Origin of the sequence: Rhizobium sp. G187, from assembly GCF_051549525.1 — a bacterium.
In the GTDB taxonomy this organism is placed as follows: Bacteria; Pseudomonadota; Alphaproteobacteria; order Rhizobiales; family Rhizobiaceae; genus Allorhizobium.
The window spans coordinates 524,184-548,535 of the sequence record NZ_JBPUGM010000001.1; the positions used below are offsets into that span (position 1 = coordinate 524,184).

The 24,352-nt window shown below is 58.0% G+C and carries 19 protein-coding genes; 8 read left to right on the forward strand and 11 right to left on the reverse strand.

The annotated features are described in order from the left end of the window. Positions 1 to 26: 26 nt before the first annotated feature. The 4 genes from ACSV9I_RS02415 to ACSV9I_RS02430 form a co-directional block, all read right to left on the reverse strand. Positions 27 to 389 (reverse strand): GNAT family N-acetyltransferase, encoded by a 363-nt coding sequence (locus ACSV9I_RS02415; protein WP_438326949.1) that lies wholly within the window; start codon positions 387 to 389, stop codon positions 27 to 29. Next, the gene (locus ACSV9I_RS02420; protein WP_438326951.1) at positions 386 to 1,318 is read right to left on the reverse strand and encodes a DMT family transporter; all 933 of its coding nucleotides are present in this window, start codon (positions 1,316 to 1,318) and stop codon (positions 386 to 388) included. Before ACSV9I_RS02420 ends, ACSV9I_RS02415 begins: the two co-directional genes overlap by 4 nt. Positions 1,319 to 1,378: 60 nt before the next feature. After that, a complete protein-coding gene (locus ACSV9I_RS02425; protein WP_438326952.1) occupies positions 1,379 to 2,050 on the reverse strand; it encodes a DsbA family oxidoreductase in 672 nt (223 codons plus the stop codon). A 110-nt stretch (positions 2,051 to 2,160) separates the two neighbouring features. Next, on the reverse strand, positions 2,161 to 3,936 hold the full coding sequence (locus ACSV9I_RS02430) for an extracellular solute-binding protein (protein ID WP_438327675.1): 1,776 nt from the start codon (positions 3,934 to 3,936) through the stop codon (positions 2,161 to 2,163). 299 nt (positions 3,937 to 4,235) lie between these two features. On the opposite strand from ACSV9I_RS02430, the gene ACSV9I_RS02435 reads away from it, so the two are divergent. Further along, on the forward strand, positions 4,236 to 4,859 hold the full coding sequence (locus tag ACSV9I_RS02435; RefSeq protein WP_054158601.1) for an invasion associated locus B family protein: 624 nt from the start codon (positions 4,236 to 4,238) through the stop codon (positions 4,857 to 4,859). A gap of 81 nt (positions 4,860 to 4,940) precedes the next feature. Here the strand turns inward: ACSV9I_RS02435 and hspQ are convergent, their stop codons facing one another. Continuing rightward, a complete protein-coding gene (hspQ, locus tag ACSV9I_RS02440) occupies positions 4,941 to 5,270 on the reverse strand; it encodes a heat shock protein HspQ (RefSeq protein WP_054158600.1) in 330 nt (109 codons plus the stop codon). A gap of 567 nt (positions 5,271 to 5,837) precedes the next feature. Between hspQ and ACSV9I_RS02445 the strand changes: the two genes are divergently transcribed. The 4 genes from ACSV9I_RS02445 to ACSV9I_RS02460 are packed head-to-tail and all read left to right on the forward strand — an operon-like array spanning position 5,838 to position 9,986. Then, positions 5,838 to 6,725, forward strand: coding sequence for a hypothetical protein (locus tag ACSV9I_RS02445; protein ID WP_438326955.1), 888 nt, complete (start codon positions 5,838 to 5,840; stop codon positions 6,723 to 6,725). A gap of 18 nt (positions 6,726 to 6,743) precedes the next feature. After that, the gene (locus ACSV9I_RS02450; RefSeq protein ID WP_156318562.1) at positions 6,744 to 7,772 is read left to right on the forward strand and encodes a TAXI family TRAP transporter solute-binding subunit; all 1,029 of its coding nucleotides are present in this window, start codon (positions 6,744 to 6,746) and stop codon (positions 7,770 to 7,772) included. Then, positions 7,773 to 8,936 (forward strand): TAXI family TRAP transporter solute-binding subunit, encoded by a 1,164-nt coding sequence (locus ACSV9I_RS02455; protein ID WP_438326957.1) that lies wholly within the window; start codon positions 7,773 to 7,775, stop codon positions 8,934 to 8,936. Between the two features lie 45 nt (positions 8,937 to 8,981). Continuing rightward, complete coding sequence (locus ACSV9I_RS02460; RefSeq protein ID WP_438326959.1) at positions 8,982 to 9,986, forward strand: TAXI family TRAP transporter solute-binding subunit; 1,005 nt, start codon at positions 8,982 to 8,984, stop codon at positions 9,984 to 9,986. Between the two features lie 186 nt (positions 9,987 to 10,172). On the opposite strand, the gene glnA is transcribed toward ACSV9I_RS02460, so the two are convergent. Continuing rightward, complete coding sequence (glnA, locus tag ACSV9I_RS02465; protein ID WP_054158594.1) at positions 10,173 to 11,582, reverse strand: type I glutamate--ammonia ligase; 1,410 nt, start codon at positions 11,580 to 11,582, stop codon at positions 10,173 to 10,175. 62 nt (positions 11,583 to 11,644) lie between these two features. Then, positions 11,645 to 11,983 carry a P-II family nitrogen regulator gene (locus tag ACSV9I_RS02470; RefSeq protein WP_006727717.1) on the reverse strand — a complete coding sequence of 113 codons (339 nt, stop codon included), beginning with the start codon at positions 11,981 to 11,983 and terminating at the stop codon, positions 11,645 to 11,647. A gap of 350 nt (positions 11,984 to 12,333) precedes the next feature. On the opposite strand from ACSV9I_RS02470, the gene ACSV9I_RS02475 reads away from it, so the two are divergent. Further along, positions 12,334 to 13,812, forward strand: coding sequence for an NAD(P)H-hydrate dehydratase (locus ACSV9I_RS02475; RefSeq protein WP_438326963.1), 1,479 nt, complete (start codon positions 12,334 to 12,336; stop codon positions 13,810 to 13,812). Between the two features lie 34 nt (positions 13,813 to 13,846). On the opposite strand, the gene ACSV9I_RS02480 is transcribed toward ACSV9I_RS02475, so the two are convergent. The 3 genes from ACSV9I_RS02480 to uvrA all read right to left on the reverse strand — a co-directional run bounded on the left by ACSV9I_RS02480 (position 13,847) and on the right by uvrA (position 19,696). Further along, complete coding sequence (locus ACSV9I_RS02480) at positions 13,847 to 15,508, reverse strand: Na/Pi cotransporter family protein (protein ID WP_438326966.1); 1,662 nt, start codon at positions 15,506 to 15,508, stop codon at positions 13,847 to 13,849. A gap of 148 nt (positions 15,509 to 15,656) precedes the next feature. Beyond that, entirely contained in the window at positions 15,657 to 16,475 is an 819-nt protein-coding gene (locus ACSV9I_RS02485) for a DUF72 domain-containing protein (RefSeq protein ID WP_438326969.1), read from the reverse strand. Positions 16,476 to 16,774: 299 nt separating this feature from the next. Continuing rightward, the gene (uvrA, locus tag ACSV9I_RS02490) at positions 16,775 to 19,696 is read right to left on the reverse strand and encodes an excinuclease ABC subunit UvrA (RefSeq protein WP_438326971.1); all 2,922 of its coding nucleotides are present in this window, start codon (positions 19,694 to 19,696) and stop codon (positions 16,775 to 16,777) included. Positions 19,697 to 19,963: 267 nt separating this feature from the next. Here uvrA and ACSV9I_RS02495 point away from each other — a divergent pair, with 267 nt between their 5' ends. Further along, complete coding sequence (locus ACSV9I_RS02495) at positions 19,964 to 20,500, forward strand: single-stranded DNA-binding protein (RefSeq protein WP_054158588.1); 537 nt, start codon at positions 19,964 to 19,966, stop codon at positions 20,498 to 20,500. Positions 20,501 to 20,607: 107 nt separating this feature from the next. On the opposite strand, the gene ACSV9I_RS02500 is transcribed toward ACSV9I_RS02495, so the two are convergent. Further along, positions 20,608 to 21,237 (reverse strand): MarC family protein, encoded by a 630-nt coding sequence (locus ACSV9I_RS02500; RefSeq protein WP_054158587.1) that lies wholly within the window; start codon positions 21,235 to 21,237, stop codon positions 20,608 to 20,610. 192 nt (positions 21,238 to 21,429) lie between these two features. Between ACSV9I_RS02500 and gyrA the strand changes: the two genes are divergently transcribed. After that, positions 21,430 to 24,240 carry a DNA gyrase subunit A gene (gene gyrA, locus ACSV9I_RS02505; protein ID WP_054158586.1) on the forward strand — a complete coding sequence of 937 codons (2,811 nt, stop codon included), beginning with the start codon at positions 21,430 to 21,432 and terminating at the stop codon, positions 24,238 to 24,240. Positions 24,241 to 24,352 lie beyond the last annotated feature (112 nt).

The window sequence follows — 24,352 nt, forward strand, 5'->3', positions numbered from 1 at the left end:
AGCATGACCTTGTAGCAATCGTTCTCTCAAGCGGCTGATACGGCCTGCAAAAGTGCTTTGCGGCCATAGCCGCGCCCGCGATATGGACTTGCGGTGACTACATTCTCGACCAGTGCGTATGGTCGGCCACTTCGCGTCAGGTTTGGAATGACAATCAGAGTGCAGGTCGTGGCAATTGTCTGATCGATGAGCCCAACATAGATCGCGCTTCCTGGAAATCGGCTCAGTGCGTCGAAATTATCGTGAGCTTTGTCGACCGATATCTCGGCATCATCGGGATTGAGTTCGCGATACAGCGCCAGAAGTCCTGCAAGGTCAAAGGTTTCTGCTCTTCGGATGGTCAGAGCGTCTTCTTCGGATGGTTGTGCCGGATCGCTTGCTCCGATCATTCGCCATCTTCTGGCTTGATAGCCAGCGCCGCATCCGTTTTGCCGGCCACCGGCGGCGGGAGTGCCACGCCACGTTTGCGTTCGCGCATGAGCGTGAGCAGGCCTGATCCGACGATCAGGGCAATGCCGATCGCCATGGCCGAATCGACCTTGTCACCGAAGACGAGATAGCCGAGCAGGATTGCCCAGAGCATTTGGCTATATTGGATCGGGCCGACGATGGCCGCTGGCGCATAAAAGGAAGCCAGCATCATGAAGACATTGCCAACTGCCGCCAGAAGCCCGAAGGCCGCGAGCAGCCATAGGTCATTGCCGCCCGGTGCCTCGAAATGCGGGAGCGAAAACACCGCGCATATGATGATGCTGCCGAGCAGTCCTGCGCCATAGAGCGATATGTTTTTTTCCTGTGGGCCGATTGCCCGATAGATGACAATCGAGATCGCGCCGGCGAAGCCGGAAACGAGGGCCGCCAGATGGCCGGACTGCAATTCCCGAAAGCCGGGTCGCAAGACCACGAGCACGCCTATGAAGCCGATGATGACGGCCGCCCAGCGCTTCATCCCCACCTTCTCCTTGAGAAAGACCACCGACATCACCGTGGCAAACGAGGGCAGGAGGAAGATCAGGCAGAAGGCTTCTGCCATCGACAGCTGTGTAAAGGCGATGATGCTGCCAACGGTGCCGACCGAGGAGCAGAGGAAGCGAAGAGACCAGAGAGGCCAGTTGGTGCTCCGGACCAGATCACTCCAACGGTCGCCGCGCTTCATCAGGAAGGGGATGGCAACAAAGCCGAACAGGCTGCCGATAAAGCCGGCCTCGAAAGGTGGCACGCGCCCTTCGACAAGTTTTACCGATGCATCGCTGAAGGAATAGGCGGCAAAGCATATGAAGGCGAAAAGGACGCCTTTAAAAGTCGTGTCAGATGACAAGGTGAATATCCCGGGGGAAAAAACTTCAGACCACCGGGATAGGACTGTTCGGCCACACCGTCAATTCAGATTGCGCAGTGCTTCCGCCTTGGCTTTGGCGATTTCCCGCAGCGCATTGGCGAGTTCATCTGGAGGCTGTGCGCCGCTTACCGCATATTGCTGGTCGAAGATGAAGAATGGCACGCCATTGACGCCCATCTGCTTGGCGGCGTCGACTTCGGCCAGTACATGTTCCACATCGGCGTCTCCCGACAGCAGCGAAGTGACGACGTCGCGAGACAATCCTGCTTCTGTTGCGATATCCTGCAGGACTATCGGATCTCCGATATTGCGTCCGTCTTCGAAATTCGCCTTGAACAACAGGTCGACCACGCGTCCCTGGACTTCGCGGCTTTCTTGTCCGGCCCAGTGGATCAGACGGTGGGCATCGAGCGTGTTCGGGCCGATCTTGATGGCGGCAAAGTTGAACTTGATCCCGACTTCCGCACCGAGCGCCGTCAATTGTGCATGCGCCCGGTCCATGTTTTCCTTGCCGCCGAGCTTCTTGGCGAGTTCGACTTGCTGGTCGACACCCTCCGGCGGGTAGTCCGGGTTGAGCTGGTAGGGACGCCAGTTGATGTCGACGCTGACCTCGTCCTGCACTTCGGCAATCGCAAGCTCCAACCGCGCCTTGCCGAGGTAGCACCAGGGGCAGACCACGTCGGATACGAGGTCGATGGTGATGCGATCCATGATGTCATCCTTTCAAGCAAGGCTGCCCGGCAGCGTTTGATAACGGCTCACTTAAAGCAAAACTGGCCGGGAACAAGGTCCGGCCGGTTTCCAATCGAGCCGCCGGGGACTTACTGCATCCGCGCGTCGAACCAGGTGGCGCGTTGGTAGCCGTAGAGGGGCTGAGTTTCCGGTCTGCCGATGTGTTTCCACCGAGCCACCCATTGTTCGCCGACGTGATAAAGTGGCACCACATAGTGGCCGGCGACGAGCAGGCGGTCATAGGCGCGTACGGCAGCCTGGAAATCCTCGGTGCTGCGGGCCTGAAGCAGCGCTTCGATCATCCGATCGATGTCTGGGTCAGCGACACCGGCATAGTTGAAGCTGCCGTTCGCATCCCGCGATTCGGAGCCCCATCTGTTCACCTGCTCTGCCCCTGGCGATAGAGAGGACGTGTAAGCCTTGATGATCACGTCGTAGTCGAAGCTGTTTGATCGCGCCTGATATTGTGCGTCGTCGACCGTGCGGATGCCCATCTCCACGCCTATCAGCTTCAACGTACGCTGAAAGGCGAGGGCCATTTTTTCCTGGCCTTCGTTCTGCGTCATGACCTCGAAGGCCAGCTGGCGACCGGATCCGTCGACCATCTTGCCGCCCTGGATCTTGTAGCCCGCCTCGGCGAAGAGCTTGACGGCTTTTGAAAGGGCCTTGCGATCAGTGCCTGATCCATCTGTTGCAGACTGCGTGTAGGTGCCTGCCAGGATTTCTGCGGACAATCGATCCTTGGCTTGGCCGAGCAGTGCCAGTTCGCGGGCGTCTGCAGCGTTGCCATAGGCGCCGAGCGCCGAATTCTGCCAGTAACTCTGCGTTCTGTTGAAGGCGCCTTCATAAAGGGTCTTGTTCAGCCATTCGAAGTCGAAGGCCGTGCTAAGGGCTTCGCGGACCTTCTGATCGGCGAATATCGGGCGCCGAGTGTTGAAGACGAAGCCGAGCATACCTGAGGGCAGGCCGGGCTTGAAGGTTTCCTTGATGACATCGCCCTTGGTGGCTGCCGGGAAATCATAGGCGCGCTGCCAATGGGTGGCGTCACCTTCGGGATAGATATCTATGGCCCCCTTTTTGAAGGCTTCGAAGAGGGTGTTCTCCTGCAAGAAATAGGTGACGGTGATCTCATCATAATTGTCGAACCCGACTTTCGAAGGGATATCCTTGCCCCAGTAGTTCGGGTCGCGTTCCCATGTGATCTTGTCACCCGGTTGCAGCGCCTTAATTTTATAGGGGCCCGAACCGATCGGGATGTCGAGGCCAGCCTTGTCAAATTTTTCCGGATCGATCGCATGTTTCGGCAGGATTGGCGTTGCGGTCGCAAAGATCAGTGGCGTTTCGCGGTTGGCTTTTTCATTGAACGTGAACTTTACCCCGTGCTCGCCGACCTTTTCCATTTTCGCAACCGCTGCAAGGCGCGAACTGAATGGTGGGCGTCCCTTGTCGCGCAGCAGCTCGAACGAGAAGATCACGTCCTCAGGTGTCACCGGCTTGCCGTCATGCCAGCGCGCTGATGGATTAAGGTTGAACTGGACAAAGCTACGTGCGTCGTCCCACTCGGCTGTCTCAGCCAGGAGGCCATATAGCGTAAAGGCCTCGTCCGAGGAGCGGGTCATCAGGGTTTCGTAGAACAAGTTGCCGAGTTCTGGATCCCAAAGGCCTCTGGCGCTTGTCCGCATGCCCTTTAGCACGAAGGGATTGAGTGCGTCGAAAGTCCCAACAACCCCGTAATTGATGGTGCCGCCCTTTTTTACCGCTGGGTTTACATAGGGGAAATGGGCAAAATCGGCGCTCAGCGCCGGTTCGCCATGCATGGCGAGGCCATGCATCGGTTCCGCATGTCCGAGGGAGGCGTATGACATCAAAAGCAGGCTGAAGATAAGGCGACGCACACTGTTTCTCCTCAGGCGTGGAATCTCGAATATGCTGGAACCTAGCATGGCGACCACAAAACCAACACATCGCGATGAGAATTAGGCGGCGTGAATCGATCCTGCAGCAAAGAAGTGCTGGATATTCCGGCCACCAGCATGTAACAGGTGCGACGATCGCCAGGTCATGCATTTGCCTTATTTGGGCGACAGGTCACCGGCATGCAGGATCGGTCAACGACGCGACGGAAAACGTCGCGCGACAGGGGCTTTCAGGAGACGGAATACCTATGATGTTCAATTTTAAGAATGCAACGCGGACCGCAATGTCTGCACTGGCTCTGACCTTCGCGGTAACGTCCGCGCCGGTTGCCGTACAGGCGCAGGAAGCCTCTGCTGCGAAGTGGTTCAAGACCTGCTCGAAGCAGGAGGAGTCGGACGTCTGCGTCGTCCAGAACCAGATTGTGGCTGCCAATGGCCAGCTGATCACCGCCGTCGGTCTCATCACCGTCGAAGGCAAGGTAAATCGCAAGCTGCTTCAGGTGACGGTGCCGTCCGCGCGTCTGATCCCGCCGGGTATCCTCATGCAGATCGACGGTTCCGAAGGTACGAAGGTTGACTACGCAGTTTGCCTTCCAGATCGCTGCACGGCTGAAATTCCTCTGACGGATGCGCTGATCGCCAGCCTCAAGAAGGGTCAGGAAGTGGTCTTTACCTCGATCAACTTCCGTCGCGCGCCGAACCCGATCAAGATTTCGCTCTCCGGCTTTACCGGTGCTTTCGATGGCGAGGCGATGTCGCAGTCGCAGGCTGAAGAGCGCCAGCGCCTTCTGCAGGAAGCCATGCAGAAGCGTCAGGAAGAGCGCAGTAAGGCCATCAACGACGCGCAGAACGCTGCCAAGACCGGCAACTGATCAGCGCGTCTGATGGAATGAATTATGCCCGCATCGGCTATTCGCCGATGCGGGCATTTGCAATTGTGACTTTGGCTTTGCTCAGTGCGCGAAGTTCATCCGAGGCTTGTAGCGCCCTGCCTGTTCCATGACAAAGATCTGCTGTATCTGCGGGTTGCGCAGCGGAATTTGACTGGAATCCGATTCGAGGTTCTGCTCGGATACATACGCGACGTATTCCGTCTCGGAATTTTCCGCGAGCAAATGATAGAACGGCTGGTCCTTACTGGGCCGCACCTCTGCCGGAATGGCATTCCACCACTCTTCCGTATTGGCGAACTCCGGATCGACGTCGAAGATCACGCCACGGAACGGGAAGAACTTATGCCGTACTACATCTCCGATGCCAAACTTGGCGCTTCGTTGTTTCATGGCATTTCTCCTTTCTGTCACATATTTGGGTGGAAAGACCCTCCAAATCAAGGGTTAGGGTGGCGCTTCTGTTGTCGCATGTCGTTCGCGCTGCGCCTTGGGCAAGGGTGGATCCATGCTCTGGTGCAGGTGACGGAGGGCTCATTCCGGCTGGAGGCCTGGCCGGTTCTTGGCTCGGGGAGGCGCAGGCACCGCGCTAGAGTATTTGGGTGAGCAACACACCCATAAGTTAAGTGAGATGCTTTACATGGACTGAGCATGTAATGAGATCTTAATTTAATAAACTTTGAATAAACCGATGTACACTTTGTTGGCGGTGAAAACTTGTCACTCAGTTTGTGTCCTGCGTCACAGTCGAGTAAGGCAAAAACCCGGTTTATCCTAGAACTTCAAGGGGCAATACGTTAGGGTCGTGCTCATAAATCCGCCAAATTCAGGTGTGTCATTGTGGTCGGTGCTCGGCGAGTTAACTCTAAATCAGTAATCGCGTGCTAGTTTTGAACATACAAACTTGTGGAGCGCAGAGTACTTCGCTAAGAACACCGCAATTAACAAGGGGTAAAGTAGTTGCGTACTCGTTGGGAAGAAGACTCTGTCGTGGCGCAGGGCCATCACCGCAAATTCAGCATTCTGCCGCTTGCGCTCGGAATGGCTGTTCCTGTCGCATTCATAGCTGGTGCGGCAATCACAAGTTACATTAGCATGTCTCCGGAGGCTCCGGATCAGGCGCAGCAGTCGGTCGCTCAGGCTCAATCTGGCGGTGGACTGGACGGTCAGTTGTGGACGCTCGATGAGCAGAAGCGCTGCGCTGTTGAGGTTGAGACAAATCGTGCCGACGCGGCGGGTCTGCGTCAGCAGCTGGAGGCTTTGCAGTCTCAGGTCATTGCTGCGACGCGTGAGAAGGAAGAGGCCGAGCGTAAGGTCGCCTCCGCCCTGGCTGATAAGGCTGCTGCAGAAGCTGAGGTCGCTCGCGTTATGACGTCTGGTGCTTCACAGATGTCTGATCGGCTCGCTCCGGCTGAGGGAGAGCAGGAGACTGCTGGCGGTGCTGTCAATGCGCTGGCGCTTGCATCGGAGCCTGCGTCTTCTTCGTCATCTTTGGAAGGTGTCTCCGAGGTTATTTCGCCGGCGTCTGAGCCAGTTGGTGGCCCCGACTTGTCCGGTGAGCCTGAGCCTGAGTCGTCGATGGATATGACTGCGGCTGTTACGGAGACTGCGCCGGAGACGTCGCCAAGTGCCAGCGGCAATCTTACGCCGCGTTCCACATTCGCCGTAGCAGATGCCTTGTCAAAGGCTCCTGGTCTCGATGCCTTGACTGGGTCTGCGCGTCAGGATCTTGAGGCTCGCCTCGTCAGGGGTGAGTGCGTATCCAGCAGTCTCGCTACTGCATTCAATAACCACGTCCCGGTCGTACCTTTGCGGGATCTTATCCGCAATCTTGATAGTGACTGCTGATCCAAAAGGGAGAGAGGCGTGAAGTTTAGTCGCGTTTTCGTAATGATTTCGGCGCTGTGTTCGGCTGCTTTCGTGGCAGCGCCAGCTCAGTCGCTCGAACAAAACCTGATGTCCATGTACAAGGGGTCGACGCACTACGCGATCGCCCAGGACATTCTTGGCGTCACCCGCAAATGTGGAATGCCGCTGAATATCGTGGAATCTAAGGGTTCGCTCGAAAACTTTTATGGCGTTCGCAATCGGACGCACACGCAGTATGGCCTCGTTAGTGCCGACTTGCTGGACTACCTGAAGAGCTATCAGTCGCAAGACAAGGAAGTTCAGCAGAGCGTTCAGGGCATGCGGATCATGCTGCCGCTTTACGATACTGAAATCCATGTCATCGCTACCAAGGATATCCGGACACTGCAGGATCTCAATGGTCGTCGCGTTGGTGTGGGGAACAAGGAGAGCTCTGCCAATCTGACGTCCCAGATGGTGTTCGATATCCTCAATATTCGTCCGGCGGAGCGCGTCAATCAGTCGCTGGATGATATGATCGAATTGCTTCGACAGGGAGAGCTCGATGCATTCGTGCATGTCGCAGGCGCGCCCAATCCTGCGATTGCTGACGGTCGTCTCGACGAGCGCTTCCACATCGTGCCGATCGAGGACGAGCTGCTGAAGGCGACCTACAAGCCGATGGTCATTCCAGCTGGCACCTATGCTTTCCAGAAGACAGATGTACCGATCGTATCTTCGAAGACTGTTCTCATGACCTATGAATATGGGACTATGAAGAACTCTTACTACAAAGAGGCCTGCAACGCCGTTGCCAGTATGACTCGTTTGATCGTCGATCATTTGGACGAGTTGAAGAAGAATGGCCACCCGAAGTGGAAGGACATGGATCTCACTGAAATTCCGCCAGGCTGGGAAATCGGTGACTGCGTGAAGATGGGCCTCCAGCCTGACTTCAAGGTGGAATGCGCTGCAGCGCCTGCCGCTCCGGCAGATAGCTTCAACCAGGATTACCTGGATCTGCTGAAGCTGCACCTCAAGAATTGAATGGCGAACACCGGTCTGATGGCCGGTGTTTTCCGTTCGAGCGTCTGGTTGCGGCCAGACGCTGACCAGAACCGCACAGATAACCTTGCCCGGACTCTGCGCGGACAAACCCATAAGGGGCGGGCAAGGGGATTATTTATGTATGTGAGAAGCATCGTGGGCTTCGTCGTCCTTATGACGGCGTGCCTCGTTTCCAGCGCGTCATTTGCGAACAATTTTGAACGCAACATCATGACGGGCGGCCCAAGTGGCACCTATATTCAGTTTGGTCGTGATATCGCTGCGCTTGGGAAATCCTGTGGTCTCAATCTCAATGTCGTTGAGAGCGCCGGCTCGCTTGAGAATTTCAGCGCGCTTCGTAATCGTCGCAATACACAGTTCGGCATCGTCCAGAGCGATGTCCTCGAATATCTGAAGACTTATGAATCCGCCGACCCCGAGATACAGCAGGCTGTCCGCGGTGTGCGCATCATGCTGCCGCTCTATAACGAAGAAATCCATATCCTGGCCCGCAAGGATATCGCCGATGTGCGCAGCCTTTCCGGGCGGCGTGTGGCGATTGGCAAGGTCAATAGTGGCACATATCTGACCGCCAGCCTGATGCTTGACATTCTTGGTATCAAGGGAGCGCAGCGTCTCGAATTTTCACAAGACGAGGCGTTGCCTATGCTCGAGCGCGGGGAAATTGACGCCTTCTTCTATGTTGCAGGGGCGCCTGCGTCTCTATTCGTGAAAAACACAATCGATGGATCGCGCTTTCACCTTCTTCCGATCCGTGACGAAGCGTTGATGCGGACTTATACCCCGACAACGATCGCTGCTGGCACCTATAGCTTCCAGGAGCAGCCGGTCGATCTGATTGCCGTGAAGGCAGTGCTGATGACCTTCGAATACGAGCCGGGCCGGAATGCCTATCATCGGGAAAGCTGTCATTCGGTGCAAAATTTCAGCCGTCTGATCGTCGATGGCTTGGAGCGATTGCAAGGCGAGGGGCATCCGAAGTGGAAGCAGGTGAATCTTTCAGCGCTTCCCCCTGGGTGGCAGGTCGGTACTTGCGTGCGGGAAGGCCTTCATCCGTCCTTCGAACCGACATGTGCGGCGACGTCTGTGGGCGGCGGTAACGAGCAGTACCTCGACCTGTTGAAGCAACATTTGAAACCGTAGTCATCATTTTTGGGAGGAATACCTGTGAGGCTAGCGACATTATCGATGCTGACCCTGACGTTGCTTGCCGGCCTTGTGCCGGGCGCCGTTCAGGCAGAGGGAGCAGAATACAATATCATGGCCAGCAAACCCGGTGGGACGCACTGGCCGTTCGCTGAGGATATTGCCAGAGTCGGCAAGAAATGTGGCCTCGACCTCAATCTCGTCGAGTCTGGCGGTTCGCTGGAAAACTTCTTCGGTGTGCGAAACCGGGCCAATACCCAGTTCGGTATCGTGGCTGCCGACGTATTGAACTACATGAACTCCTATCAGAGCCAGAATGCGGATGTTCGTGCAGCGGTGCAGGGCATGCGGATCATGCTGCCCCTCTATGACGCTGAAGTTCAAGTCGTCGCTCGCTCTGGCATCAACTCTCTGGCCGATCTTGCCGGTTTGCGCGTTGGGGTTGGACCGCAAGATAGCGCTGCCAACCTTACCGGCCAGCTGGTTTTCGACATTCTTGGCGTGAAGGGGGTCGAACTGGTCAAGGGGTCGAATGACGAGATGATTGATCAGCTGCGCGACGGCAAGATCGATGCACTGCTGCGTGTCGCAGGCGCGCCTGTTGAGGCGCTTGCTGACGGTCGCCTGGACGAGCGCTTCCATATGGTGCCAATCACCGAAAGTGTTTTGAAGGCTAGCTACAAGCCAACAACACTGCAGGCTGGCCTTTACAAGTTCCAGCCGACCGCCATTGAGACCATCGCCGTCAAAACCGTGATCATGACCTATGAATACGGTGCGAAGAAAAATGCCTATTCGCAAAAAGCGTGCAAGGCGGTGTCCGACTTTACCAAGCTGATTGTCGACAACATCGACGAACTGCGTCGGACAGGTCACCCGAAGTGGAAAGACATCGATCTGACGGAAATTCCGCAGGGCTGGACTATCGGTGATTGCGTCCGCAGGGGGTTGGAGCCGACCTATGAAGTGCAATGCACAGCACCGAAAGCTGCCGATAGCGCCAATCAGGACTATCTGGACCTGCTGCGCACCCATATGAAGCAGTAACTTTACCGTTCTGCCCGCGCGGACAAGTCTGAGCGGGATGAATTAAAAAAAACCGGCAGCGCCGTTTCGGGCCTGCCGGTTTTTTAATGCCGTGTCTTGATGCGGCTTGAAGCATCATGGAGACGAGGCGTTCAGTGCACGACAAGCAGCGCTTACGCGCAGCCTGTCGTGAGGGTGGCGAATGCCTCAGACCGAGTAGTACATGTCGAATTCGACTGGGTGCGGGGTCATTTCGTAACGCATGACTTCCTGCATCTTCAGTTCGATGAAGCTGTCGATCTGATCGTCGTCGAATACACCGCCAGCGGTCAGGAACTTGCGGTCCTTGTCGAGATTTTCCAGGGCTTCGCGCAGCGAGCCGCAGACGGTTGGGATCTTCTTCAGTTCCTTCGGCGGCAGGTCGTACAGGTCCTTGTCCATGGCCTTGCCCGGATGGATCTTGTTCTTGATGCCGTCGAGGCCGGCCATCAGCATGGCGGCGAAAGCGAGGTAGGGGTTCGCCGTTGGATCCGGGAAGCGGACTTCGACGCGCTTGGCCTTCGGGTTTGAGCCGAAGGGAATGCGGCACGACGCCGAACGGTTGCGTGCCGAGTAGGCGAGCAGAACCGGTGCTTCATAGCCCGGGACGAGGCGCTTGTAGGAGTTGGTCGACGGGTTGGTAAAGGCGTTGATCGACTTTGCATGCTTGATGATGCCGCCGATGAAGAAAAGGCAGCTTTCCGAGAGACCGGCATATTCGTCGCCGGCGAAGGTCGGCTTGCCGTCCTTCCAGATCGACATATGCACATGCATGCCCGAGCCGTTGTCGCCGAAGATCGGCTTCGGCATGAAGGTTGCCGTCTTGCCATAGGCATTGGCAACCTGATGCACGACATATTTGTAGATCTGCATCTTGTCGGCGTTGCGGACCAGCGCGTCAAACTTGATGCCGAGCTCGTGCTGGGCAGCTGCCACTTCGTGGTGGTGCTTTTCGACGACGACGCCCATTTCCGACAGGACCGTGAGCATTTCGGAGCGCATGTCCTGGAGGCTATCGATCGGCGGGACCGGGAAGTAGCCGCCCTTGACGCGCGGACGATGGCCGAGGTTGCCCGTCTCGTAGTCGGTGTCGTCATTCGACGGCAGTTCCGACGAATCGAGCTTGAAGCCTGTGTTGTAGGGGTCAGCTTTGTACTTGACGTCGTCGAAGACGAAGAATTCGGCTTCCGGACCAACGAACACGCTGTCGCCGATGCCCGAGGCCTTGAGATAGGCTTCGGCCTTCTTGGCAGTGCCGCGCGGGTCGCGGTTATAGGCTTCGCCCGAGACGGGGTCGAGAATGTCGCAGATGATGACCAGCGTCGACTGTGCGAAGAACGGGTCCATATGGGCCGTTTCCGGATCAGGCATCAGAACCATGTCAGACTCGTTGATGGCCTTCCAGCCGCCGATCGACGAGCCGTCGAACATGACGCCATCGGCAAACATGTCTTCGTCGACGCAAACCACGTCCATCGTCACGTGATGAAGCTTGCCCTTCGGGTCGGTGAAGCGCAGGTCGACGAACTTGATGTCGTTGTCCTTGATCTGCTTGAGAATATCGTTGGCGGTCGTCATGATCTTGTGTTCCTCGCATAAGCTGACGATGGGGCCCGACCGTTATACGGTATCGGGTAGGATTAGATGGCGTCGATACCGGTTTCGCCGGTTCGGATGCGGACGACTTCCTCGACGTTGGAGACGAAGATCTTGCCGTCTCCGATACGGCCGGTCTGGGCCGCGTTGCGGATGGCGTCGATGACGGCTTCCACATTTTCGTCTGCCAGAACCACTTCGACCTTCACCTTTGGCAGGAAGTCCACAACGTATTCGGCGCCGCGATAAAGCTCTGTATGGCCCTTCTGGCGTCCGAAGCCCTTGGCTTCCGTAACGGTGATACCCTGCAAGCCGACTTCCTGAAGGGCTTCCTTCACCTCATCGAGCTTGAAGGGCTTGATGATCGCTTCGATCTTTTTCATGAGAAAATTTCTCTCCGCTTCTCTCATTAAAGCAGGATTATCCCCGCCCGCCGCCAAGGATGCAGATACCGTGCCAGTCTTTTTGAAAAACACGGCAAAATGTGCCTCTTCCTCCCGGCGGCAAGGCAAATCTCCAGCAAAACGGAGGGAAAAGCCAGCCCAAATCGCCGAAATTATCACGTCTTGCCGATCTTTTTTCGTGAATTGAGGTTTGCTAACGTATTGTTGGCTCTCAAGAAAAGCGCTTCGAGATGATTAATTTGTGTGCATAAGCATAAATCTTGCGCATCGCTATGTGCCCATTTCTGCGCCGTTTTGCGTTGGCGTGGTTTAGGGCCTAATCTCGTTTCATGCGCTATCATCCAAACAATCTTCTGCTTTCACCCCAGGTCATGGCACGCGTCGATCGTGCTGCGGCTTTGTCGGGTCTCGACAGCTATGGGCTCATGCAGCGTGCGGGGTTTGCGGTTGCAGCAGCGGCGTTGCGTCTCTTTCCCGGGGCGATACGCTTCTGCGTCTTATGTGGTCCCGGCAACAATGGTGGCGATGGGTATGTTGCAGCCGCAGCCTTGCTTGGTGCGGGTGCAGCGGTGGTGGTATTTCACCTCGGCGATCCAGCGAAGCTGGAAGGAGATGCGGCGCGAGCGTGGCGTGAAGGCGGTCAGCCGGGTTCCAATATTCTCGACTATCAGCCTCAACCCGGGGATGTTGTCATTGATGCCTTATTCGGCGCGGGGCTATCGAGGGAGCTGACGGGTGATGTTGCGGATTTGATTGCGCGCGTGACCCGGGCGTGCACGCCCGTGATTGCTGTAGACCTGCCGTCCGGCATTGATGGCAAGACGGGTGGGGTCCGCGGAGCGGCCTTCAATGCCACACACTGCGTGACCTTCATGTGTCGCAAGCCAGGGCATGTTCTGCTGCCGGGACGGATGCAGTGCGGCGTGGTCGAGATAGCCGATATTGGGATTCCCTGGCGTGTCGTTGAACTCGAGGCCTCGCCTTTGGTCAGCAATGGCCCGGATCTCTGGCAGCATCTGCCGCTTGCCGCCTCTGCCGCCGATCACAAATATCGGCGTGGTCATCTGACCGTGTTTTCTGGTGGTCCGACCACGAGCGGGGCTGCTCGGCTAGCCGCCATGGCGGGACTGAAGTCCGGTGCTGGTCTGGTGACGCTCGCGTCGCCCGCCGATGCGCTGACTGTCAATGCTGGTCATCTGACTGCAATCATGCTCTCAATGCTGCAGTCTGAGGCCGATCTGGAGGCCTATCTGGCAGACACGCGACGCCAGGCCTTTGTGCTTGGTCCCGGCTTTGGCGACCTTGAGCGTGCTCGCCATTTCGCGCTTCGGCTTGGCAGGGCAGGGCGCAGTCTTGTGCTTGATGCCGACGGCATCACCGCTTTTCGCGATTCGCGATCCGACCTTGCCGATGCCTTCACGCAAGAGGGGGCGACGATTGTCACCACGCCCCATGAGGGTGAGTTTTCACGGCTCTTCCCGGAGATCGCTGGGCGAAGCGATCTGGATAAGGTTGAAAAGACGCTTGCTGCTGCTGAGGCTCTTGGCGGGGTTGTGGTCTACAAGGGTGCCGATACCGTGATTGGTGCGCCAGATGGGCGTGCCGTGATTGAAGAGCATGCTCCGCCCTGGCTTGCAACGGCAGGGTCGGGCGATGTCCTTGCCGGCATGATCGGCGCGTTTCTTGCCAGAGGCCTTCGACCATTCGAGTCCGCTTGCGCGGCCGTCCAGCTGCACGGCCAGGCCGCGTTGAGACTTGGTCCTGGTTTGACGGCGGAGGAACTCGCACTCGCTGTACGACCTGCGTGATTGCATGGTGCGCGGCGCGGCGGTGTTCTGACGTTCAGAGATCTACGGGCTGAACCAAGCGGCTTCGGCGCAGCAGCCCTTCGCCCTCCAGCAGCGGATAGCCGATTGATACAAACAGGGAGTTGATCTCCTTCAGGTCCCGCATTGTGTCGATATGCAGCGAACTGGATTCAAAGCTCGCAGCATTGCCCTGTCGCAGTCGATCGAGATGTTTTTCCTCGCTGGATTTGACCAGGTTACGGACCGCTTCCTTGCGCGCTACCAGTTGCCTCGCATGTTCTACATCTCGGGTGACCAGCAGGTTGAAGGCGAGGTGGGCGTTTTGCAGAACTTCGCGATGCATGGCACAGAGTTCCGCCCAGCCCTCACCGGAAAAAGCGACATGGCGCTCATGCTTCTTGCGTGCCCTCGTCAGCATGTTCTGCGAGATGATGTCGGCCGCCTGCTCGATTTTGATTGTGGCTCCGAGCAGGTTTTGCGAAAGCGCAGCCGATTGCTGGTCAAGGGCCGTCGCCGAGATCCGAGCCAGGTAGAACTTGATGTCCCGATGAATGGAATCGATCTGGTCGTCGAGCGCTTCGATCTTTTGGGTTCGTTTGAGATCCCAATGTTCGAACAGGTCGAAAATGCTGTTCAACATGATTTCCGTCTTGTTGCAGACGGTCAGGACTTCGCGAGTGGCATTGCTGATTGCCTGTTGCGGATTGTCGAGATGGGCAGGGTTGAGAGCGGAGTATCGATCGTCATTCGCCGGAGTTTCTGTGGGGGCGGCGAGCAGGGCTTCCAGTGTCGATGCGACCATGCCGGCAAAGGGTAGGCCGAGCACAAGAACCGATGCATTTAGCGCCAAGTGCACCATGACAACCGCCTCACCGGGATTGCCAGCAAAGAGCGATGGACTGGCTTGGATGGCAAACTGGAGGGCGAGCGCCACCAATGTCATCATGCCGCGGATGACGACATTGCCGAGCGGCACAATGCGGGCCGTTGCTTCTGCATTCTTGGTCAGAAGAGCCGCAATGACTGCGGCCCCGAAATTGATGCCGAGCACCAGTGGAATGATCAAGGCGTCGGGGAGGAGGTGCTTGTCGGCCAGCGAGGCGACCAACAGCACGGCGGCAACACTCGAATGGAAGGCCCAGGCCAGCAGCGCGGCCAGCAGGAAGGCGCTGATCCAGTCGCTGGCGAGATAATTGAACAGCACAGGCAGGAGGCTGCTCTGCCGCAACGGCTCGGAGGATTCGCCGATCATCCGCAATGACAAGAGCAGGAGACCGAGCCCGAAGAGGATGCGGCCGATCTGCCGCCATTGGCGTTCTTCTGAAGCTCGAAATGCAACGGTACCGGCCAGCAGCAGGACCGGAACCAGAAGCGACAAGTCGTAACGCAAAATTCGGACGACGAAGGCGGATCCGAAGTCGGCGCCAAGAAGCGTGGCGATCCCGATTGCCGAGGTAATGTAGCCACCGGCCGTGAAGGAGGCGACGATCAAGGCCACGGCTGTTGCGCTCTGCAGGGCAACTGCGAAGAAAAAACCGGCTGTCGCTGCCGAAAATCGATTGCTCACGGCCAAGCGGAGTTTGTCTTTCAGGACGCCGCCATAGGCGCGTTCTATCCCCGTGCGGACCATGCGCGTTGCCCACAACAAAAGAGCAACGGCGCCGGCAAGATGGATGAAGACGACGATACCCGACATATATGGCCCCGATGATGCTCTCGACGCGGACGTCGGAATCCGAGAGGAAACCATACGGTCCTGTGGCCGCATAGACGCGCGACTCTGCGACCGAGCCTAGTCCAGTTTCGCCGCCGTCACAAATCTGTCATCTTTTGGCGGTGCCCGTTCAGCCTTGACGGACCGGCTTGAGCCTCGCCTGGAGCTCGCACGCGCCCCGCGGGGCGTTGACCTTGCCGCCGGTAATGAAGAAGGCGAAGACATCGCGCGGTTGCTTCTCTGCCGTCCTGTCCTTGGCAATCATCGGTAGGTCGGCGGGCGTGCCGCCTTGGGCAAAGGTTTCGAAGCGCCGCGCCCAGGTGTCGATCTCATCGGGCGGATAGCAAGTCGACACGTCATCCGTGCCCTTCTGCAGTCTCGCGTAGACGAAGTCGGACGTTGGGTCTGCAAACATCGGATATTCGTGATGATCTGCGCATACGGCGGCCACGTTATACCGGCCCAACATCTCGATGAATTCCGGACTTTGGAAGGAGGCGTGCCGCGGTTCGACCACGTGCCGGAGAGGCAAACCGTCGAGCGTTTTCGGTAGCAGCGCCAGAAATGCTTCGAAATCCTCTGGCTCGAATTTCTTCGTCGCCATGAACTGCCAGAGGATTGGACCCAGGTGACTGCCGAGCTCCGCAATGCCCTGCGTCAGAAACTTTTCAATTGAGGGGCCAGCCTCGGCCAGGATCTTCCTGTTTGTGCAGTAGCGGCTCGCCTTCAGCGAAAAGATGAAACCCTCTGGCACCTCTGATGCCCATTTAGCAAAGGTTGCCGGCTTCTGGCTGGAATAATAGGTGCCATTCACCTCGATGGCCGTCAGCTGCCGGCTGGCATAGTCCAGCTGCTTCTTCTTGGCGAGCTTTTCGGGATAGAATGTGCCCTCCCACGGATCGAAGGTCCAACCGCCGATACCGGCACGGATTATCCCTGACTTCGTCATCAAAACACCTCCCGCTGAAATTCGCCAAGCTATTGATTAATTTCGATGGAAAAATCGTAGATCTGTTGCAGATGCCTGTAGCGGTTCACAACGCTTACATTGCACGTTGATTGTCTCGGCGCAGCTTCAAGCCTATGAAATAGGCTTTGCCGTCAATCGATTGCTTGACCCGCCATTGAAGCATTGCCCCTGAAATCTGACCTTTAATCGGAGGCGTTTCATACGCCACCTGGCCTAGCCCAGAGTTCAAGCTTGGCAGCTTCGCAAACATTCTATTTGCCCAAGTCCTGATCACTTCGCTATTCCGCCGCCTCGACCTTTTTCATCGGCCGCCGTTCCAGCAATTCCTTGAGGAATTGGCCCGTATAGGAAGCTTCGACTTTCACAACCTCTTCCGGTGAGCCCTGGGCCACGATTTGGCCACCGCCATCGCCTCCTTCCGGGCCGAAGTCGAGGATGTAATCGGCCGTTTTGATCACTTCGAGATTGTGCTCGATGACGACAACGCTGTTGCCCTGATTGACGAGTTCTTGCAGCATTTCCAGCAGCTTGGCAACATCGTGGAAATGCAGGCCGGTCGTTGGCTCGTCGAGGATGTAGAGCGTGCGCCCTGTCGACTTCTTTGACAGTTCTTTCGCCAGCTTGACGCGTTGCGCCTCGCCGCCTGACAAGGTGTTTGCCTGCTGGCCGACCTTGATGTAGCCAAGCCCGACATCGAACAGAGCCTGCAGTTTATCGCGCACCGCTGGAACTGCCTGGAAGAACTCGACGCCTTCCTCGACTGTCATGTCGAGCACATCGGCAATTGACTTGCCTTTGAAGTGTACGTCGAGCGTTTCGCGGTTGTAGCGCTTTCCGTGGCAGACATCGCAGGTAACATAGACATCCGGCAGGAAGTGCATCTCGATCTTGATGACGCCATCGCCCTGGCAGGCCTCGCAGCGTCCACCCTTGACGTTGAACGAGAAGCGGCCCGGCTGGTAGCCGCGTGCCTTTGCTTCCGGCAGCCCCGCAAACCAGTCGCGGATCGGCGTGAAGGCGCCGGTATAGGTGGCGGGGTTCGATCGCGGCGTGCGGCCAATCGGCGATTGGTCGATGTCGATCACCTTGTCGATGAATTCGAAACCGTCGATGCGTTCGTGTTCGGCCGGATTTTCGCGGGCCCCCATAACCCGGCGAGCGGCGGCCTTGTACAGCGTCTCGATCAGGAAGGTCGACTTGCCGCCGCCGGAGACCCCGGTCACCGCCGTGAAAACGCCAAGCGGAATGGCCGCCGTCACGTTTTTGAGGTTGTTGCCTTTGGCGCCGACGACCTTGATCTGCTGGCCTTTCTTCGGTTTGCGCCGCTGAGCGGGCACCTTCACCCCGAGTTCGCCGGTCAGGTATTTGCCGGTCAGCGAATTGGGGTTGGCCATGATGTCCTTTGGCGCGCCTTGCGCGATCACCTGGCCACCATGGATGCCGGCCGCAGGGCCGATATCGACCACGTAATCGGCGGTCAGAATTGCATCCTCGTCATGTTCGACAACGATCACCGTGTTGCCGATATCACGCAGGTGCTTCAGCGTGTCGAGGAGGCGGGCATTGTCGCGCTGGTGCAAGCCAATCGATGGCTCGTCCAGCACATAGAGAACCCCCGTCAGTCCGGACCCGATCTGCGAGGCTAGCCGGATGCGCTGGCTTTCGCCGCCCGACAGCGTGCCGGAATTGCGCGACATGGAGAGATAGTCGAGACCGACATCGTTGAGGAAGCGCAGGCGTTCGCGGATTTCTTTCAGGATCCGCGTCGCGATCTCGTTCTGCTTGTCGCTCAGCGTTGCAGGCAAGGTTTCGAACCATGCGCCTGCGTTGCGGATCGCCATTTCGGTCACCTGGCCGATATGCAAGCCGTTGATCTTGACCGCCAAGGCCTCGGGCTTCAGGCGGAAGCCGGCGCATGCAGGGCAGGGGGCCGCCGACATGTAGCGCTCGATCTCCTCACGCGCCCAGGCACTGTCGGTTTCCTTCCACCGACGCTCAAGGTTGGGCACGATGCCTTCGAATGTTTTGGTTGTGGTGTAGGAGCGCGCGCCATCCGCATAGTGGAAGTCAATCTTCTCTTCGGTCCCGTGCAGGATCGCCTTCTGCGCGGCGTCTCCAAGCTCGGACCACTTGGCAGTCATCTTGAAACCGAAGGCTTTGCCCAGCGCTTCCAGTGTCTGGTTGTAATATGGCGAACTCGACTTGGCCCAGGGCGCGATCGCGCCGTCGTTCAGACGGCGGTTCATCTCAGGCACGATCAGCGCTTCATCGATCTTTTGCTGGCTGCCGAGCCCGTCGCAGGTCGGGCACGCGCCGAAGGGATTGTTGAAGGAGAAGAGACGTGGCTCGATTTCCGGAATGGTGAAGCCGGAGACCGGGCAGGCGAACTTTTCCGAGAACAGGACCCGTTCATGCGTCTCGTTCAATGACTTGTTGGCCGAGCCACCGGCGGAGGTTTCTTCCGGCGGCAAAGGCTTATCGGCGAATTCTGCCACAGCGAGCCCGTCGGCCAGTCTCAAGCACGTCTCAAGACTATCCGCGAGGCGGCTGGCAATGTCCGGGCGCACAACAACGCGGTCGACCACGACATCGATATCGTGCTTGTATTTCTTATCGAGCGGCGGCGCATCGGCGATCTCATAGAACTGACCGTCGATTTTGACGCGCTGAAACCCCTTCTTCATCAGTTCGGCGAGTTCTTTTTTGTACTCGCCTTTGCGTCCCCGGATCATCGGGGCCAAGATATAGAGACGGGTTCCTTCGTCGAAGGCCAGTACGCGGTCAACCATCTGGCTCACCGTCTGACTTTCGATCGGCAATCCGGTCGCCGGCGAGTAGGGAATGCCAACACGGGCGAAGAGCAGGCGCATGTAGTCGTAGATTTCGGTGACCGTGCCGACCGTCGAGCGCGGGTTGCGTGAGGTCGTTTTCTGCTCGATCGAGATTGCCGGCGACAGGCCCTCAATCTGGTCCACGTCGGGCTTCTGCATCATTTCGAGGAACTGGCGTGCATAGGCTGACAGGCTCTCGACATAGCGCCGCTGGCCCTCGGCATAGATCGTGTCGAAGGCAAGCGACGACTTGCCGGAGCCGGACAGGCCGGTCATGACGATCAGACTGTTGCGCGGCAGATCGAGGTCGATCCCCTTGAGATTGTGCTCGCGGGCGCCGCGGATGGAAATGGTCTTGAGTTCGCTCATGTCGGGCTCTGATCGGCAAAGGGAAGGGACTGTTCCTGGGAGGACTGTCCTTATGTAGTCACAGGAAGCCTCGAGTCGAGCCGCAAGCGGCGACCGAGGCGGTTTTTCGATTCTGTTGACAAGATCCTACAGAAATAATAGAACAAATAAAGAACATTTTCGCTGTGGATTTAAGCCTCCACTTGCCCAATCGCTCAAGCGAATGGGATAAGGTAGCTTTTGATCGAATTTTGAAAGCCGCGGCGGCGCGGCAGTAAGGTGAGTGTCATGGCTGGTAGCGTCAACAAGGTCATTCTGATCGGCAACCTTGGGGCTGACCCCGAGATCCGCCGGACCCAGGACGGTCGTCCAATCGCCAATCTTCGCATCGCCACCTCCGAAACCTGGCGCGACAAGAACAGCGGCGAGCGCAAGGAAAAAACGGAGTGGCACAGTGTCGTGATCTTCAATGAAGGTCTGTGCAAGGTGGCGGAACAGTATCTGAAGAAGGGCTCGACCGTCTATGTTGAGGGCCAGCTGCAGACCCGCAAGTGGCAGGATCAGACCGGCAACGACCGTTACTCCACCGAAGTCGTCCTTCAGGGCTTTAACGGCAACCTGACAATGCTCGGTGGTCGTGGTGACGGTGCCGGCGGATCACGCGGCAACGACATGGGCGGCGGCGATTTCGGTGGCGGTTATGATGGTGGTTACGGCTCGCCGGCACCGTCGCGCGGCGGTTCGTCCGGCGGTGGCGCAAGCCGCGGCGGCAGTGCGCCGTCTGGCGGCTTCTCCCGCGATCTCGACGACGACATTCCGTTCTGATCAATATTCGGTAGAGGCGGGGGCTTTGGCCCCCGTTTTCATGCCAGCGGCGTTATAAGGGCGCTAGCTGCGCCTGCACCATGTTGGGGGTTCGCGTCCCTCACCGCCTACGCGCCGAAAGCAGACTTTACACCGTCGACAACGAACTGGACCGACAAGGCCGCCAGCAGTACACCGAGCAGTCGGGTCAGGAGCGCTCGACCGGTAACGCCGAGGAATCGGTTGAGGCGTTCGGCGAGGAAAAGCGAGACAAAGACCAGGCCGAGGACTGCAGCGATAACGGCGATCAGTTGGAGTTTGCCGATAAATCCCTCCATCGTGCCAGAGATCAGCACCGTTGCAGAGATGGCGCCGGGGCCGGCGATCAGCGGGATGGCCAGCGGGAAGACGGCAAGATTGTGGATGTGATCCTTGGTGATTGCGTCGCCTGTGGTCTTTTCCTTCCGCTCGTTGCGCTTCTCGAAGATCATTTCGAAGGCGATGGCAAACAGCATGAGGCCGCCGGCGATGCGGAATGCGCCCATGGAGATCCCGAGCGCGCCGAGGATTGCCGCGCCAAACAGGGCGAAGACAGTCAGGATGGCGAAACCCATTACTGCGCCGCGCACCGCCACCTGTTGCCGCTGCGCCGTGTTCATCCCCTGGGTCAGGCCGAGAAACAGCGGTGCAAGCCCCGGTGGATCGACGGTGACCAGCAAAGTTGTCAGCGCGCTGATCATCGTTTCGGTCACGGCCATCACATTTCTCCCCTTAAGTTGCGCCCATAAAGTCAAACTGGGGAGCGGCTTGCAAGAGATAGCGCCGGTTATTGTCCGCTGCGCCTTTCCCTCAGCCCAAAAGCCTGTTTATAACGAGGCGCAAAATTGGCGCTCCAGCGCCTGTTCCGCTATAAAATTCCCAGTGATTCCGAACAAAGATCGTGACCTGATTTGACTGAGCAAAGCACTCCCGGCGGCGGCAAGTTTCCGTCCGACATCGAGCCGATTTCCATCATCGAGGAAATGCAGCGGTCCTATCTCGATTACGCCATGAGCGTCATCGTCAGCCGCGCGCTTCCAGACGTGCGCGACGGACTGAAGCCGGTTCATCGCCGCATCCTTTTCGGGATGAATGAACTCGGCCTCGACTGGAACAAGAAATACGTCAAGAGCGCCCGCGTCACCGGTGACGTGATGGGTAAATACCATCCGCATGGCGACGCCGCGATCTATGACGCGCTCGCCCGTATGGCGCAGGACTGGTCGCTGCGTATGCCGCTGATCGATGGTCAGGGCAATTTCGGCTCCGTCGACGGTGACCCACCGGCGGCCCAGCGTTACACGGAATGCCGCCTTCAGAAGGTCGCCCACGCGCTGCTCGACGACCTCGACAAGGAAACCGTCGATTTCCGCGACAACTACGACGGCACCATGTCGGAGCCGGTTGTCGTTCCCGCAAAATTCCCGAACCTGCTGGTCAACGGTGCAGGCGGCATCGCGGTGGGCATGGCGACCAATATACCGCCGCACAATCTCTCCGAAGTCATCAATGGCTGTATTGCGCTGATCGATGATCCGGCGATCGAACTGCCGGAACTGATGCAGATCATCCCGGGTCCCGACTTTCCGACCGGTGCGATGATCCTAGGCCGGTCCGGCATCAAGTCGGCCTATGAGACGGGCAGGGGCTCGGTCATCATGCGCGGCGTTGCCCGCGTCGAGCCGATGCGCGGCGACCGCGAACAGATCATCATCACCGAGATCCCCTATCAGGTGAACAAGTCGACGATGATCGAGAAGATGGCCGAGTTGGTGCGCGAAAAGCGTATCGAAGGCATCTCCGACCTGCGCGATGAGTCGGACCGTCAGGGGTACCGGGTTGTCATAGAGCTGAAGCGCGATGCCAATGCCGAGGTCATCCTCAATCAGCTTTATCGCTACACACCGCTGCAGACCTCCTTCGGCTGCAATATGGTGGCGCTCAACGGCGGCAAGCCGGAACAGCTGACGCTGCTCGACATGCTGCGCGCCTTCGTCGCCTTCCGCGAAGACGTCGTCAGCCGCCGTACCAAGTTCCTCCTGCGTAAGGCGCGCGACCGGGCGCATGTCTTGGTCGGTCTTGCGATTGCTGTTGCCAATATCGACGAAGTCATTGCGCTGATCCGCAAGGCGCCGGATCCGGCAACGGCCCGCGAGCAGTTGATGACGCGCCGTTGGCCTGCCAAGGACGTCGAATCTCTGATCCGCCTGATTGACGATCCCCGTCACCGGATCAACGAGGACCTGACCTACAATCTCTCGGAAGAACAGGCGCGCGCCATTCTCGAACTGCGCCTGGCCCGCCTTACGGCACTCGGTCGCGATGAAATTGATGAGGAATTGAACAAGATCGGTGCGGAAATCGCCGACTATCTCGATATTCTCTCTTCGCGTGTCCGCATCCAGACGATCGTCAAGGATGAACTCGCGGCCGTGCGCGATGAATTTGGCACGCCGCGTCGGAGCGTCATCATGGATGGCGGCCCGGATATGGACGACGAGGACCTGATCGCGCGTGAGGAGATGGTCGTCACTGTTTCGCATGCCGGCTACATCAAGCGCGTGCCTCTGACCACGTATCGCGCTCAGCGTCGTGGCGGCAAGGGCCGCTCGGGCATGGCGATGAAGGACGAAGATTTCGCCACCCGCCTGTTTGTCGCCAATACGCATACGCCCGTTCTGTTCTTCTCCTCGCGCGGTATTGTCTACAAGGAAAAGGTGTGGCGTCTGCCGATCGGGACGCCAACTTCGCGCGGTAAGGCCATGATCAATATGTTCCCGCTGGAGCCCGGCGAGCGTATTACCTCGATCATGCCGCTGCCTGAGGACGAAAAGAACTGGGAAAACCTCGACGTGATGTTCTCGACGACACGCGGAACCGTGCGCCGAAACAAGCTCTCCGACTTCATCCAGGTGAATCGGAACGGCAAGATCGCGATGAAGCTTGAAGAAGAGGGCGACCAGATTCTCGCCGTCGAGACCTGTACCGATCGGGACGATGTTCTGATGACGACGGCGCTCGGTCAGGCCATCCGCTTCTCGGTCGATGATGTCCGCGTCTTTGCCGGTCGCAATTCGATCGGTGTCCGCGGCGTTTCCCTGGCTGCGACTGACCGCATCATCTCCATGACCATTCTGGGCCATGTCGATGCGGAACCATGGGAGCGTGCAGCCTATCTCAAGCGCTCTGCCGCCGAACGGCGTGCAAGCGGTGTTGAAGAAGATGATATCGCGCTGGTTGGCGAGGAAGTCACCGAGGAAGGTGAACTCACCGAGGAGCGTTATCAGGAACTGAAGTCGCGTGAGCAGTTCGTCCTGACGGTCTCCCAGAAGGGCTATGGCAAGCGTTCGTCGTCCTACGACTTCCGCATTTCGGGCCGTGGCGGCAAGGGTATCCGGGCCACTGACACGTCCAAGACAAGCGAAATCGGTGAACTGATCGCGGCCTTCCCGGTCGAGGACAAGGACCAGTTGATGCTGGTGTCTGATGGTGGTCAGCTGATCCGCGTGCCGGTTGATGGCATCCGCATCGCCAGCCGCGCAACGAAGGGCGTGACCATTTTCTCCACCGCGAAAGATGAGAAGGTTGTGTCTGTCGAGCGCATCAGCGAGCCGGAAGGCGAGGAAGATGCGGTGGACGCCGAAGCTTCAGAACTGGAAGTCGGTCTGGACACTGGCGCGGCAGCAGACGGTAGCGCGGACAGCGAAACGCCGACCGAGTAATCTTGAAAAGAAGGCCGGACTTTCAGGGTCCGGCCTTTGTCATGTCAAGCCAGAATGAGAAAAGCCCGCCGGATCGTGATCCGGGCGGGCTTTTTGATGTTTGGTCAGTGCG

Bases quoted from the DNA above. Each gene is read 5' to 3' on its own strand.
- ACSV9I_RS02415 (WP_438326949.1), bottom strand. From the start codon at position 389: ATGATCGGAGCAAGCGATCCGGCACAACCATCCGAAGAAGACGCTCTG.
- ACSV9I_RS02425 (WP_438326952.1), bottom strand. From the start codon at position 2,050: ATGGATCGCATCACCATCGACCTCGTATCCGACGTGGTCTGCCCCTGG.
- ACSV9I_RS02430 (WP_438327675.1), bottom strand. From the start codon at position 3,936: ATGTCATACGCCTCCCTCGGACATGCGGAACCGATGCATGGCCTCGCC.
- ACSV9I_RS02435 (WP_054158601.1), top strand. From the start codon at position 4,236: ATGATGTTCAATTTTAAGAATGCAACGCGGACCGCAATGTCTGCACTG.
- hspQ (WP_054158600.1), bottom strand. From the start codon at position 5,270: ATGAAACAACGAAGCGCCAAGTTTGGCATCGGAGATGTAGTACGGCAT.
- ACSV9I_RS02455 (WP_438326957.1), top strand. From the start codon at position 7,773: ATGGCGAACACCGGTCTGATGGCCGGTGTTTTCCGTTCGAGCGTCTGG.
- ACSV9I_RS02460 (WP_438326959.1), top strand. From the start codon at position 8,982: ATGCTGACCCTGACGTTGCTTGCCGGCCTTGTGCCGGGCGCCGTTCAG.
- glnA (WP_054158594.1), bottom strand. From the start codon at position 11,582: ATGACGACCGCCAACGATATTCTCAAGCAGATCAAGGACAACGACATC.
- ACSV9I_RS02470 (WP_006727717.1), bottom strand. From the start codon at position 11,983: ATGAAAAAGATCGAAGCGATCATCAAGCCCTTCAAGCTCGATGAGGTG.
- ACSV9I_RS02475 (WP_438326963.1), top strand. From the start codon at position 12,334: ATGCGCTATCATCCAAACAATCTTCTGCTTTCACCCCAGGTCATGGCA.
- ACSV9I_RS02480 (WP_438326966.1), bottom strand. From the start codon at position 15,508: ATGTCGGGTATCGTCGTCTTCATCCATCTTGCCGGCGCCGTTGCTCTT.
- ACSV9I_RS02485 (WP_438326969.1), bottom strand. From the start codon at position 16,475: ATGACGAAGTCAGGGATAATCCGTGCCGGTATCGGCGGTTGGACCTTC.
- uvrA (WP_438326971.1), bottom strand. From the start codon at position 19,696: ATGAGCGAACTCAAGACCATTTCCATCCGCGGCGCCCGCGAGCACAAT.
- ACSV9I_RS02495 (WP_054158588.1), top strand. From the start codon at position 19,964: ATGGCTGGTAGCGTCAACAAGGTCATTCTGATCGGCAACCTTGGGGCT.
- ACSV9I_RS02500 (WP_054158587.1), bottom strand. From the start codon at position 21,237: ATGGCCGTGACCGAAACGATGATCAGCGCGCTGACAACTTTGCTGGTC.